The organism is Acidisoma sp. (genome assembly GCF_035492295.1).
In the GTDB taxonomy this organism is placed as follows: Bacteria; Pseudomonadota; Alphaproteobacteria; order Acetobacterales; family Acetobacteraceae; genus Acidisoma.
Genome location: NZ_DATJJK010000271.1, coordinates 1 through 11,994, shown reverse-complemented (window position 1 = coordinate 11,994; position 11,994 = coordinate 1). Strand labels below are relative to the sequence as shown.

Annotated in this window: 15 protein-coding genes; 8 read left to right on the top strand and 7 right to left on the bottom strand. The window is 67.1% G+C overall.

From position 1 onward, the window contains the following. On the top strand, positions 1-767 hold a 767-nt coding region (locus tag VL752_RS20100; protein ID WP_325358043.1), incomplete at its 5' end, for an amidohydrolase family protein. On the opposite strand, the gene VL752_RS20095 is transcribed toward VL752_RS20100, so the two are convergent. Genes VL752_RS20095 through VL752_RS20080 form a run of 4 tightly spaced genes read right to left on the bottom strand, consistent with a single transcriptional unit; the run spans position 742 to position 2,791 of the window. Further along, a complete protein-coding gene (locus VL752_RS20095) occupies positions 742-1,317 on the bottom strand; it encodes a nucleotidyltransferase family protein (protein ID WP_325358041.1) in 576 nt (191 codons plus the stop codon). The genes VL752_RS20100 and VL752_RS20095 overlap by 26 nt on opposite strands. A gap of 1 nt (position 1,318) precedes the next feature. Then, the gene (locus VL752_RS20090; protein WP_325358039.1) at positions 1,319-2,011 is read right to left on the bottom strand and encodes an XdhC family protein; all 693 of its coding nucleotides are present in this window, start codon (positions 2,009-2,011) and stop codon (positions 1,319-1,321) included. Further along, positions 2,008-2,331, bottom strand: a complete 324-nt coding sequence (locus VL752_RS20085) for an XdhC family protein (protein WP_325358037.1) — start codon at positions 2,329-2,331, stop codon at positions 2,008-2,010. Before VL752_RS20085 ends, VL752_RS20090 begins: the two co-directional genes overlap by 4 nt. 7 nt (positions 2,332-2,338) lie before the next feature. Further along, complete coding sequence (locus VL752_RS20080; protein ID WP_325358035.1) at positions 2,339-2,791, bottom strand: RrF2 family transcriptional regulator; 453 nt, start codon at positions 2,789-2,791, stop codon at positions 2,339-2,341. A 145-nt stretch (positions 2,792-2,936) separates the two neighbouring features. Here VL752_RS20080 and cysK point away from each other — a divergent pair, with 145 nt between their 5' ends. From cysK to VL752_RS20065, 3 genes are all read left to right on the top strand, one after another. Then, entirely contained in the window at positions 2,937-3,887 is a 951-nt protein-coding gene (gene cysK, locus VL752_RS20075; RefSeq protein WP_325358033.1) for a cysteine synthase A, read from the top strand. Between the two features lie 145 nt (positions 3,888-4,032). Further along, positions 4,033-4,251, top strand: coding sequence for a hypothetical protein (locus tag VL752_RS20070; RefSeq protein ID WP_325358031.1), 219 nt, complete (start codon positions 4,033-4,035; stop codon positions 4,249-4,251). Between the two features lie 69 nt (positions 4,252-4,320). Beyond that, positions 4,321-5,589 (top strand): leucine-rich repeat-containing protein kinase family protein, encoded by a 1,269-nt coding sequence (locus tag VL752_RS20065; protein ID WP_325358029.1) that lies wholly within the window; start codon positions 4,321-4,323, stop codon positions 5,587-5,589. A gap of 3 nt (positions 5,590-5,592) precedes the next feature. Here VL752_RS20065 and VL752_RS20060 read toward each other — a convergent pair whose 3' ends face one another. Genes VL752_RS20060 through VL752_RS20050 form a run of 3 tightly spaced genes read right to left on the bottom strand, consistent with a single transcriptional unit; the run spans position 5,593 to position 7,254 of the window. Next, the gene (locus VL752_RS20060; protein WP_325358027.1) at positions 5,593-5,994 is read right to left on the bottom strand and encodes a helix-turn-helix domain-containing protein; all 402 of its coding nucleotides are present in this window, start codon (positions 5,992-5,994) and stop codon (positions 5,593-5,595) included. Continuing rightward, positions 5,991-6,551 (bottom strand): Smr/MutS family protein, encoded by a 561-nt coding sequence (locus VL752_RS20055; protein ID WP_325358025.1) that lies wholly within the window; start codon positions 6,549-6,551, stop codon positions 5,991-5,993. Before VL752_RS20055 ends, VL752_RS20060 begins: the two co-directional genes overlap by 4 nt. After that, a complete protein-coding gene (locus tag VL752_RS20050) occupies positions 6,529-7,254 on the bottom strand; it encodes a YggS family pyridoxal phosphate-dependent enzyme (protein WP_325358023.1) in 726 nt (241 codons plus the stop codon). The genes VL752_RS20055 and VL752_RS20050 overlap by 23 nt, the downstream gene beginning before the upstream one ends. Before the next feature lie 312 nt (positions 7,255-7,566). Here VL752_RS20050 and VL752_RS20045 point away from each other — a divergent pair, with 312 nt between their 5' ends. The 4 genes from VL752_RS20045 to VL752_RS20030 form a co-directional block, all read left to right on the top strand. Continuing rightward, positions 7,567-8,808 carry a porin gene (locus VL752_RS20045; RefSeq protein ID WP_325358021.1) on the top strand — a complete coding sequence of 414 codons (1,242 nt, stop codon included), beginning with the start codon at positions 7,567-7,569 and terminating at the stop codon, positions 8,806-8,808. Between the two features lie 310 nt (positions 8,809-9,118). Beyond that, on the top strand, positions 9,119-10,369 hold the full coding sequence (locus VL752_RS20040; RefSeq protein ID WP_325358020.1) for a hypothetical protein: 1,251 nt from the start codon (positions 9,119-9,121) through the stop codon (positions 10,367-10,369). A 156-nt stretch (positions 10,370-10,525) separates the two neighbouring features. Then, positions 10,526-11,092, top strand: a complete 567-nt coding sequence (locus VL752_RS20035) for a DUF3576 domain-containing protein (RefSeq protein ID WP_325358019.1) — start codon at positions 10,526-10,528, stop codon at positions 11,090-11,092. Between the two features lie 114 nt (positions 11,093-11,206). Then, the coding region (locus tag VL752_RS20030; RefSeq protein ID WP_325358017.1) for a class I tRNA ligase family protein at positions 11,207-11,994 on the top strand (788 nt) is incomplete at its 3' end.

Genomic DNA, 11,994 nt, shown 5'->3' with positions numbered 1-11,994 from the left:
GGATGCTGGAAGCGGCCCGGCTGATGGAGCGCCGTCGCCCGGTTCGCATTCGCACCAGCTGGCTCGCGGCCCATGCCGTGCCGGCCGAGTATCGCGGCCGCTCCCAAGCCTATCTGGACGAGGTCGCGATCCCCGGCCTGCACCAGGCAGCCGAAGCCGGCCTCGTGGATGCGGTGGACGGATTCTGCGAGGGCATCGCCTTCTCGGCCGCCGAAATGGAACAGGTGTTTACCGTGGCCCGCTCGTTGGGATTGCCGGTGAAACTGCATGCCGAGCAGCTGTCCCATGGCGGCGGAGCGCAGCTTGCCGCGCGTTTCGCAGCGCTCTCGGCCGATCACCTGGAATATGCCGAAGCGGCGGATGCGCGCGCCATGGCGGAAGCCGGCACCGTCGCGGTGCTGCTGCCCGGCGCCTATTACTTCATCCGCGAAACCAAGGCGCCGCCGGTGGACCTGTTCCGCGCGGCAGGCACGCGCATGGCGCTCGCGACCGACTGCAACCCCGGCACCTCGCCGCTGACCTCCCTGCTGCTGACCATGAACATGGGGGCGACGCTGTTCCGCATGACAGTCGCGGAATGCCTCGCGGGCGTCACGCGGGAGGCCGCGCGAGCACTAGGGCTGATCGGCGAGACCGGCACGATCGAGGCCGGCAAAGCCGCCGATCTCGCGGTCTGGAGCATCGAGCAGCCGGCCGAGCTTGTCTATCGTATCGGCTTCAATCCGCTTTTTGCTCGCTATTTCAAGGGCGAGCCTGCCACGCCCTGAGGGATTCCTGCGTGTCGACATCCATCAGGATTCCCTCATCCGGGACCTCGATGATATGGACGTCGGGCGGCACCAGGGATTTGGCCCCGCGATCCCCGGTGAGCCGTCGCATCGCCGGGAAGTAGTGGCGGTCCCAGAGAATGGGATTGCCCATCTGGCCGCCGAAGCTGGGCGCGGTGACACCGGCCGGCCGGTGCGCCGCCAGCAAAGCCCGCAGCGTCTCGGGCGAGACGCAGGGCATGTCCCCCAGCGCAATCAGCACGCCCGTCGCCCCGACCGGCAGGCCGGCGATCCCTGCCCGCAGGCTCGCAGAAAGCCCGTCGCCGTGATCCGTGGCTTCCAGAATCCGCACCGGCCGCGCGCCCAGCGCCGCGCGCACCGCCTCCGCCTCATGCCCGAGCACGATGGTGACGCTCGGGAACACAGCGAGGAGACGATCGAGGGAATGCAGCACCATCGCCCGGCCGTCCGGCCCGGGCAAAAGAAGCTTGTTCGCCGCCCCCATGCGGCGGGAGGAGCCTGCCGCCAGCAGAAGGGCGGCGATCGTCATCCTATCGCCCTGCGCCGAGCGGTGCGGCGCGCAGGACGGCCACGATTTCCGCGATGATCGACAGCGCGATCTCCGCGGCCGTGACAGCCCCGATCGCCAGCCCGACCGGCCCGCGGATGCGGGCGAGGCTTTCGCGCGCATGGCCGAGGGCCGCCAGCCGCTCCAGCCGCGCCGCATGGGATTTCCGCGAGCCCAGGGCGCCGATGTAGAAGGCGTCTGACCGCAAGGCGCGGTCGAGCGCCGGATCGTCAAGCTTGGGATCATGGGTCAGGACGACGACCGCGCTGCGCGCATCGAGGCCGAGCGCATCGAGCGCCTCGTCCGGCCAGTCCGTCACCCGGTGGCTCGCCGGAAAACGCTCCTCGGTCGCCAGTGCCAGGCGGGGATCGACGACGACAGGATCGAGGCCGAGGGCCTGCGCCAGGGGCACCAGGGCCTGGGCGATATGGACGGCGCCGACGAGGATGAGCCGGAGCGGCGGGTTATAGGGACGGAGGAACCACCGTTCGCCCGCGAGATCGCGCGTCTCGCTGCGATCGGTGCGGAGCAGAACTTCGGCCCACTCCGCCAGAGCGGCCGGCGCGGCGCCATCGGGAAGCAGGCGCTGCGCGCCATCGGGCAGGCGGGTGGCGAGCACCACGGGCCGCTTTTCCGCCCGCGCCGCGGCGAGGGCTGCCGCGATCTCCGGACTCATTCCAGAGCTTCCACGAAGACCTCGACCTGGCCGCCGCAGGCAAGCCCGACCTCCCAGGCGCGCTCCTCAGTAACACCGAACGAGAGCAGCGCAGGCGTTCCGGTTGCGATGACCCGGACTGCGGCATCGATCACCGCGGCCTCGATGCAGCCGCCGCTGACCGAGCCCGCGAAGCGGCCGTCGGCGGCTATCGCCATCTGGCTGCCGGCCGGCGCGGGCGAACTGCCCCAGGTGCGGGTCACAGTGGCGAGTGCCACCCCCGCGCCCTGGCCACGCCAGAGCAGCGCGGTTTCGATCGTCTCCGGAGCGGCGGGCCTCACGGCGCGCTCAGATCGCGAAGACGATCGGCGCATGCGCCGGCCGCTTCAGCCCTTGCGCCTGGGCGCGCTGGATCAGCGCCTCCAGCGTGATGTTTTTGAGATGCGTCTGCACATGGCGCTCGAGTTCCGTCCACAGCGGCTCGACGGCGGCGGACTGCAATTCGCCCCCGGCCTCGGTTTCGCCGTGGTCGGCGCCGTCCCCGGTCACCGCATCCACAACCTCGGCCAAGGTGATCTGCCGCGCGCTCTTGCCCAAGCGGTAGCCGCCCTTGGGGCCACGGGTACTGTCCAGCAGCCCGGCCCGCGCCAATCCCTGAAGCACGGGCTCGATGCCGCGCCGGGCCATCGACAGCCGGTCGGCGATGTCGCCCGCGCTTTCCAGACGCTGGCGTCCGGCATGCCAGCCTATATCCAGCATCACCGCCACAGCGGTATAGGCTCGTTCACGGCGCATGAGCATGGAATACCCCCATCCGGCCGACGCGCCGGACGCAATTCACTTCTACCGAGGGTTATATAGGCTGATGAGGGCAACCAAAGTAGAGGGCAGGACGAAACAGGCGACAATTTCACAAGGGAATCGCGCATCGGGGGGCCACCACCCCATGGCGGAGGCCCGTGGCCGCATCTTCGGCAGCATCCTGGACGCGATAGGCGGCACGCCGCTGGTGCGTCTCGGCCGCTTCATGGCGCAGGAGAAGCTCGGCGCCGAAGTCCTGCTGAAGCTCGAATATCTGAACCCGCTCGGTTCGGTGAAGGACCGCATCGGCCTCGCCATGGTGGAAGCAGCGGAGCAGGAGGGTATCCTCACGCCGGGCCGCAGCCACATCGTGGAACCGACCTCGGGCAATACCGGCATCGCCCTGGCCTTCGTCGCCGCCGCCAAAGGCTACCGGCTCACCGTCGTCATGCCGGATTCGGCTTCGGTCGAACGCCAACGGATGATCCGTCTCATGGGAGCCACGGTGGAATTGACCCCGGCACGGGACGGCATGGCCGGTGCCATCGCGCGGGCCGAGGCGATCGTCTCCAAGTCGGCCGACGGCTGGATGGCCCGCCAGTTCGAGAACATGGCCAATCCGGCGATCCATGAGATGACCACGGCCGAGGAACTCTGGACCGATTGCGGCGGCGAAATCGATGTCATCGTGGCTGGCGCCGGCACCGGCGGCACGCTGACCGGCATTGCGCGCGCGCTAAAACCCCGCCGGCCCGGCTTTCAGGTCGTGGCCGTGGAACCCGCGGAAAGCGCGGTTCTGTCAGGAGACGATCCGGGCCCCCATGAAATCCAGGGCATCGGTCCAGGCTTCTGCCCCGAAACGCTGGACATGAGTCTGGTCGACCGCATTCTGCCGGTTTCCGAGCGAGATGCGATGCAGACGGCCCGTCTCTGTGCCCGTCTGGAGGGAATTCCGATCGGAATTTCCTCAGGCGCCACGCTCGCGGCGGCCCTGATGATCGCGCGGGAGCCGGCGAGCCGGGGCAAGCGGATCGTGGCGATCACCGCCTCCTCGGCCGAACGTTATCTTTCCACTAATCTTTTCAACGGATTATAAAAAGAATTCCCGACTCTTTTGATCTGCTTAATCGTAATAACGAACATGTGACGGAATTGCATGCCACCATGCTGCGCTGCGCAATAGAAGATGGAGCGTCTTGAGTATATGTTGCGAGCCAGCACAAATGCTGAGGAGCATCACCGTGGCATCTCTCGCCCAATCCCAAAACCGTTCTCTTGGGCGCATCCTGGCCGAGCGCGTCCAGGCCCTTCGCACCCGCTTCGAGGTGCAGATGACCGCGCTGCGCGAACGCCGCCGGATCGCCCGCGAACTCGAGACCTATTCCGATGAGGAACTGGCCGAACTCGGCTTCAGCCGCCTCGACATCCCGGCCATCGCCGCCGGCACCTACCGCCGCTGATCGCCGCTCCTCCTGTCCTGACCGGCCCCCCGGGGCCGGTCATCAGGCGGAACGCGGCCACCGCGCCCGATGAGCCTCGAGGCCCTGCGCCGCGGTGATCTGGCCGGTGCAACGACGCTGCGCCTCAGCGGCCTGACCGAGTTTCCGCGGGAAATCTTCGGTCTGGCCGAGACGCTCGAGGTGCTCGACCTTTACGGCAATCCTCTGACGGACCTGCCGCAGGACATGGGGCGGCTCCGTCGCCTGCGTGTTCTGTTCTGTTCGCACACCCGCATCAGCCGACTGCCACCCGCGCTCGGAGACTGCCCGGCACTCAGCCAGATCGGCATCCGCGGCACGGGTCTCGCCGAGATTCCGGGCGAATCCCTGCCAGCCTCCCTCCGCTGGCTTACCGTCACCGACAATGCACTGACCGGCTTGCCCGATGCGCTCGGGCAGCGGCCGAGGCTGCAGAAGCTGCTGCTTTCCGGCAACCGGATCGCGCAATTGCCGGCGACCCTGGCCCAGGCCGACAACCTCGAATTGCTGCGGCTTTCCGCAAACCAGCTGGACGCCCTTCCTGACTGGCTCGCGGCCCTGCCTCGCCTCGCCTGGCCAGCCTGGGCCGGCAATCCCTTCGACCATCCGCGTCCGATCGATGCACCGCTGATCTCCTGGGCACGCCTCGCGGGTGACCGGCCGCTCGGCGAGGGCGCTTCCGGCCTCGTGCGCGCGATGCACCTGACGCCGGAGGATCGGCCCGTCGCCGTGAAACTCTTCAAGGGCCGGATGACGAGCGACGGCCTGCCTGAACGCGAGATGGCCGCGACGCTCGCCGCCGGCCGTCATCCTTTTCTCCTGCACGCGCTCGGCCGGATCGCAGACCATCCCGAGGCGGTGGAGGGTCTCGTCCTGCCTCTGCTGCCCGAGGGCACGCGGGCCCTGGCCGGCCCACCCAGCCTCGAGAGCTGCTCGCGGGACGTCTATGACCAGGACCAGCACTTCAGCGCCGCGTCCCTCCGCGCCATCGCGGCCGGTATCGCATCGGCACTCGCCCATCTGCATGCGCGCGGACTGATCCATGGCGATCTCTATGCCCATAATATTCTGTGGGATGGCCGAACCGGCCCCGTCATGCTCAGCGATTTCGGCGGCGCCTGCTTCATTCCGCCGGGCGAAAACGCCGGACTGCTGCAGAGACTAGAAGTGCGCGCCTACGGTATCCTGCTGCGCGAGCTGCTGGACCGCTGCGCCGAAAGCCTGCCTGCGCTGGACGCGCTGGCCTCGTCCTGCATGCAGCCCGAAGTCGGGGCGCGCCCGGCGATGGCGGAGGTCGCCCGTAGCCTCGCCACCCGCTGACGCTCAGAGCCGCGAATTGGCACGCCGCCGCAGCCGCGGTTTCGGCAGCGGGGCGGTCGCGTCCAGCAGCGCATGCATCGCTGCGATCGTCTCGGGCGAGAGCGTGTGGATGGTCTGGGCAAGGCGGTTGGCAAGCGCCGTCTGCTCCGGCAGCAATCCGGCCGTATTCACGGTGACGCGCGGATGGGACAGTTTCGCGAGCTGCGCCAGCTCCTCGGCATCGTCCCAGATCAGGCCGAAGAACTCGCAGACCTGATGAACCAGGCCGGCGCTCGGCCGGCCACGCCGGCCGTGTTCGAGCGCCGAGAGATAGGCGGGCGAGACCTGAAGCTGGGCCGCCAGCTGCGCCAGCGTCACCTGCCGCGCCAGGCGCAGCGCACGCAGCCGGGCGCCGAAGGGCGTCATCTGTTGCGCCGTAGCAGCAAGAGCACGGCGCCGACATTGGCCCGGTGCGGATGGGCCGCCGCCAGGATGCCGCCGCGGATATGCGGCAGGTTGAGCCAATGCGGAAGTTCGCGTTTCAGGACCCCGCCCTCGCCGGCGCCGCGGCCGGTCACCACTTCGACGCAGCGGACACCGTCCGCCCGCGCTTGCGCGATAAAACGCTCGAATGCCGCATAGGCTGCCTGCGCGGTGCGGCCGTGCAGGTCGAGCTTGCGTTCCGGGCGCATGCGCCCGCGGCGGAGCTTCTCCCAGGACGCGGCATCAAGCCCGGCGGCGGCCTGCCCCACGGCGATCTCGGCCGGGCGCGGTTTCGGAGCCAGCCGGACGGCAGACAGCACCACAACCTGAGCCTGGGGCGGGGCGGCATCCGGCTCGGTCGCACCAGCCGGAGCGGGGGCCGGCAGGGTGGCAAGCGCCATCGCCTCGGCCTCGGTCGCTTGCAAAGGGCGCGCGCCGATGGACTGGGCGAAGCGCAGCCACTCCGCCCGCTCCCGATCAGAGAGACGGCGGGAGGGCACCGGCCGGTCCTGCCGGGCGATGCCCGAAAATCGCTGTGCCGACACGGACGAGCGTCGCCCCGCAGGCGATCGCCGCCGGAAAATCACCCGACATGCCCATGGAAAGCTGGGCAAGGCCATGGCGGGCAGCACAGTCCTGGAGCCAACGGAAGTGCGGCACCGGATCCTCCTCGGCGGGCGGGATGCACATGAGGCCGCGCAACTGGTCCCCGAAGCGGGTCCGCATCGCTTCGATGAAGGCATCCGCCCCGGCCCGGGGAACCCCGCCCTTTTGCGGTTCATCCCCCACATTCACCTGTATGAGGAGACCGGGCATGCGGCCTTCGCGCTCGGCGGCGTCCGCGATGGCCTCCGCCAGGCGCGGCCGGTCAAGCGTCTCGATGACATCGGCGATGCGCACGGCCTCCCGCGCCTTGTTGGTTTGCAGAGCGCCGATGATGTGGAGCGTGAAATCGTGGCTTTCACGCAACGCGCCGAATTTGGCCGCCGCTTCCTGAACCCTGTTTTCGCCGAAGATGGTCTGACCGGCGGCCATGGCGGCCAGCACCGCGTCCTGCGGATGAAATTTCGACACCGCGACCAGCGAGACGGCGGCGGCGTCACGCCCAGCCGAAAGCGCCGCGGCGGCGATTTCGGCGCGTACCCGCCGCAAGGCGGTGGCAATCGGGAAAGAGCCGTTTCCGGCCGCGGTCTCGTCGGTCATGGGCCGGACAATCCGCTTAAGGCAGGCCAAGGGTCAAGCGCTGCACTGCGGCATGCTTGTCTCGGAAGCTTAACACATCCCCCAGGGGGAGTGTGGCATTAGGCCCACAAGCCGCTGTGACAAAAATGTCAGGCGGGCGGAAATGGAAACTTTCCACTGCCGATCAGCCAACTTCACGAGGCAGTAACAACTGCCGAATGAATTCGGTTTGCTCGGTGGTTCGTCAATCTGGCCGCTCAAGGGGGCGGCCTCGCGTGCTTTGCCGCAGAGCCCGATCGCCTGCGGATTCTCAATCGGAGGATTCCTCTTCTCATGCGACAGTATCTTCTGGCCGGCGCCGCAGCGCTGACGGCCGCATTCGGCTTCGCGGGCGCTGCCAAGGCCCAGGTTTCGAGCCCCGACTTCACCAAGGCCGTCAACCCCGGCAGCATCGTCGTGCGTCTTGATGGCCGCGTGGCAGAATGGGCCGGCGTGAGCAGCTTCTCCGGACAGAGCTATAACGGCACGAAATATGCGGGCGGCGGCCTGGGCGGCTACATGCGCCTTTACCCGGGCTTCGATGGCGTCGCCGCCAACGGCCTGCAGTATGGTGCGCAGTCGGAAATTCGCGTCAACACGGCGTCCAGCCCCGGAACCAGCGCCAGCACCGAGACGCTCTATGTACTGCGTGACTTCGGCTATATCGGTCTGCCGCAGCTCGGCCTGCTCCGCTTCGGCCAGCAGGAAGGCGCGCTCTACCTGAACGACGCCGGCCGCTTCGAAAGCGGCAAGGAAGCCTTCGATGACGGCGGCTGGAACGGCGATATCCAGAACTTCTTCGTCAACACGAACGAGCGCCCGATCTACGCCTGGACCTGGAGCAACAGCACCCGCACCACGGATAAGATCGACTACATCACGCCGTCCTTCAGCGGCCTGAGCTTCGCCCTCAGCTTCGAGCCGAACCAGACCGCCGAGAACTTCAGCCCGGCCGTGACCTCCTCCACGACCGCGACCGACCTGCGTCGCAACACCTTCGAAATCGGCACGACCTACAAGGCCAAGTTCGGCGGCCTCGGCCTTGTCGTCGATGGCGGCTACATGAATTCCGGCGCGGTCAACTACACCGGCACCCCCAAATCCAATCTGCCCTACCAGGGCGTGAGCGTCGGCAGCTTCGGCGGCACGGTCAGCTTCGCCGGCTTCACGGTTGGCGGCAACACCAAGTTCGGCAACATGAACGGCCAGTTCGAACCGAACTACAAGGGTGGCGCCAACGCAGTCGGCTGGCTCGCCGGCGGTCTCTACACCACCGGCCCGCTGACGGTCGGCGCCAGCTATTTCAACTATAAAAGCCAGGGTGACATGTCGACCCCGACCGAGGGTCAGCGCGACGAAACCGGTCTCTCCGCCGGCGCCACCTACGTCGTCGTTCCGGGCCTGAAGCTCTTTGCCTCCTACCTCTACGGCACCCGTTGGCAGGGTGGGTACAACTTCGTGGCCGGCACGGCCGGCGCGGACAACAACAAGGTCCAGGCCCAGGTCTTCGCCATCGGCACCTGGCTCTACTGGTAAAACGCTTCAAACCGAACCCTGCCGGCTCCGGCCGGCGCGGGGATCAAAGGGCGGTCGGCAGAAATGCCGGCCGCCTTTTTGTTTGAGCAATGAAAACCGGCCTCCCGACCCTCCTGGTTGTGGCAAAACAGACACAGTGTTTCGTAAATGTCATGCTGCAGTTGCGTCGCCGTTGCGGTTTTGACAAACGAGTGACCATTATTCGCCGCGCTACTCCCGAGCCGCTTCGCAGCCTTCTGGCGTGAGCAGTGGATGAAGGTAGGGGCGATAGTTTTGATGGCCGGTTTCCGGCACTAACCAGGAGGAATAAATGCGTAAGCTCCTACTCGCGACGGTCGCGACCGTCGGTGCCTCGATGGGTCTGGCCGCGGCGGCCGACGCCCAGACGGCGGCGCCCGGTTCCGTCACGGTCCGCCTGAACGGCCGTGTCAACTGGTATGCCGGCATCGAAGGCTCCAGCCTCGACAACATCGATGGCAACAAGACCTCGACCGCCAGCTTCCTCGGCTACATGCGCCTCTATCCAGGCTTCGACGGCGTTGCCGCCAACGGCCTGCATTATGGTGCGGCGACCGAACTCCGCATCAACGGCGGCAGCTCGGCCAGCAGCGAAACGCTGTATGTCTTCCAGGCTTACGGCTACCTCGGCCTCCCCGAGATCGGCCAGGTCAGCTTCGGCCAGCAGAACGGCCCGATCGTTCTCTTCGAAACCGGCACCTTTGAAGGCTTCAACGACGGCGGCTGGTGGGGTGACCTTCCCGCCCTCGTCCCCGGCAATGCCCAGCCGGTCTATCCCTTCGTCGACAACGGCGGCCTGAGCCAGTCCACGAACAAGATCGTCTACCTGTCGCCGACCCTCGCCGGCTTCCAGTTCGCGGTCGGCTTCGAGCCGAACCACACGGCCGAGAACTCCACCCTCGCCCCGACCTCCACCACGACCCCGATCATCGGCGGCATGCCGCGTAACCTGATCGATGTCGGTGGCCAGTTCACACACACCTTCGGCCCCGTCGGCATCCAGATCGGTGCGGACTACCTCGGCGCCGGGCAGGTGGCTTACACGGGTGAGGCTCCGGCCGTCTCCTACAAGAACATGAACATCTTCTCCGGTGGCGCGACGGCGACGATCGCCGGCCTGACCTTCGGCGGCAACGTCGTCTACGGTGCCTTCAACCAGACCTCGGGCTACAACTTCCAGCTCGAGCCCGATGGCGGTAACGCGGCGATCGGCACCCTGTTCGGTCTGCAGTACACGGCCGGCCCGCTCACCGTCGGTGGCAGCGTCTTCCGCTTCCAGACGACGGGTGATCTTCCGGGCGGCATCGACGCCGGCTCCGGCGCCACCATCACCTCCGCGGGCCTGACCACCGGCCAGCAGGTCAACAACGGTCTCGCCCTCGGCGGCACCTACACCCTCGTTCCCGGTGTGAACCTCTTCGTCGACTACGACTACGGTTGGCGCTGGCAGGGTGGCTACAACTTCGCGACGGGCAATGCCGGCACGGACAACAACCGCGTCCAGGCCCAGCTCTTCGGCGTTGGCACCCAGATTCAGTGGTAATCTGATCTCTCTGGTTCGGCTGAATAAGGCGGCGGGATTTTCCCGCCGCCTTATTTCTTTGTGCGCCAGCAAAGCTAGATGCTTGGCACACGGGACGCCGGGGGTTAGAGACAAGGCCCCGCGCAGTGATGCGGATTCCTTCTCCGGGCAGGCGCAATGGCATTGACGATTCGATATTCTTCTTTTCTTGGTCGGGGTATCTCCGCGGCCGCTCTCCTGGGCGTGCTCGCTCTCGCGGCCTGCGGTGGCAAGTCCGTGCCGGTCAATCCGGCCGTGCTGAACGGCGATCAGGTCGTGGGGCCCGGCAACAAAAGCGCCGATGGCGGGCTGCTGGGCGCCGATGGCCTTGCCTTCGGCATCAATAAGAACCCCCATGCGTCCACGAGCGGCGGCACGGCCGGCATCGGCGTGAACGCCTATCTCTGGCGCGGCGCGCTCGACACGCTGTCCTTCATGCCGCTCTCCTCGGCCGATCCCTTCGGCGGCGTCATCATCACCGACTGGTACCAGCCGCCGGGCGATGCGAGCGAGCGCTACAAGGCGAACGCCTATATCCTCGGCCAGGATCTGCGGGCCGATGGCGTGCGCGTGACGATCTTCAAGCAGGTGCAGCAGAACGGACAGTGGGTCGATGCCCAGATCTCCCCGGGCACCGATGAGGAAATCGAGGACAAGGTGCTGGCCCGTGCGCGCCAGCTCCGGGTCCAATCCGCGACCAACTGACTTTTGCCGAGACCACGCCGCACCCCGCGCCGGGTGCGGCGCGCGGGCGGACAGGCCGCCCGCACAAATGTCCCGCCACTTGCCCCAAGGCGGGAAGTGCCGGATAGACACCCCATGACCGAAACCACTTCGCCCGATCCGCAAACGCCGCGCTACGACTTCCGTGCCCAGGAGCCACTCTGGCAAAAGGCGTGGGACGCACGCGGCTGCTTCACCGTGGAAGACGTGCCGCAGGACGGCCGGCCGAAATACTACGTGCTCGAGATGTTCCCCTATCCTTCGGGGAAGATCCATATGGGCCATGTCCGCAACTACACGCTGGGCGACGTGGTGGCGCGCTACCGCCGGGCGCGCGGCTTCAATGTCATGCACCCGATGGGCTGGGACGCGTTCGGCCTGCCGGCTGAGAACGCGGCGCGCGAGCGAAAAACTCACCCCGCCACATGGACCTGGGCCAATATTCGCACCATGCGCGGCGAGTTGCAGCGCATGGGCCTTTCCATCGATTGGGCCCGCGAATTCGCCACCTGTCAGCCGGAATATTATGGCAAGCAGCAGAAGCTCTTCCTCGACTTCCTCCAGGCCGGCCTCGTCGAGCGGAAGGAAAGCTGGGTCAACTGGGACCCGGTCGACGGTACCGTGCTCGCCAATGAGCAGGTGATCGACGGGCGCGGCTGGCGCTCCGGCGCGCTGATCGAGAAGAAGAAGCTCTCGCAGTGGTTCTTCGCCATCACCAAATTTGCACCCGACCTCCTCTCGGCGCTGGACGGGCTCGACCGCTGGCCCGAGCGCGTGCGCCTGATGCAGGCGAACTGGATCGGCCGCAGCGAGGGTGCGCGCATCCGCTTCCCGCTGACGGCGCCGAAGGACGGGATATCCGAAGTCGAAGTTTATACGACGCG

Bases quoted from the DNA above. Each gene is read 5' to 3' on its own strand.
- VL752_RS20045 (WP_325358021.1), top strand. From the start codon at position 7,567: ATGCGACAGTATCTTCTGGCCGGCGCCGCAGCGCTGACGGCCGCATTC.
- VL752_RS20050 (WP_325358023.1), bottom strand. From the start codon at position 7,254: ATGACCGACGAGACCGCGGCCGGAAACGGCTCTTTCCCGATTGCCACC.
- VL752_RS20040 (WP_325358020.1), top strand. From the start codon at position 9,119: ATGCGTAAGCTCCTACTCGCGACGGTCGCGACCGTCGGTGCCTCGATG.
- VL752_RS20035 (WP_325358019.1), top strand. From the start codon at position 10,526: ATGGCATTGACGATTCGATATTCTTCTTTTCTTGGTCGGGGTATCTCC.
- VL752_RS20065 (WP_325358029.1), top strand. From the start codon at position 4,321: ATGAGCCTCGAGGCCCTGCGCCGCGGTGATCTGGCCGGTGCAACGACG.
- VL752_RS20080 (WP_325358035.1), bottom strand. From the start codon at position 2,791: ATGCTCATGCGCCGTGAACGAGCCTATACCGCTGTGGCGGTGATGCTG.
- VL752_RS20090 (WP_325358039.1), bottom strand. From the start codon at position 2,011: ATGAGTCCGGAGATCGCGGCAGCCCTCGCCGCGGCGCGGGCGGAAAAG.
- VL752_RS20060 (WP_325358027.1), bottom strand. From the start codon at position 5,994: ATGACGCCCTTCGGCGCCCGGCTGCGTGCGCTGCGCCTGGCGCGGCAG.
- cysK (WP_325358033.1), top strand. From the start codon at position 2,937: ATGGCGGAGGCCCGTGGCCGCATCTTCGGCAGCATCCTGGACGCGATA.
- VL752_RS20095 (WP_325358041.1), bottom strand. From the start codon at position 1,317: ATGACGATCGCCGCCCTTCTGCTGGCGGCAGGCTCCTCCCGCCGCATG.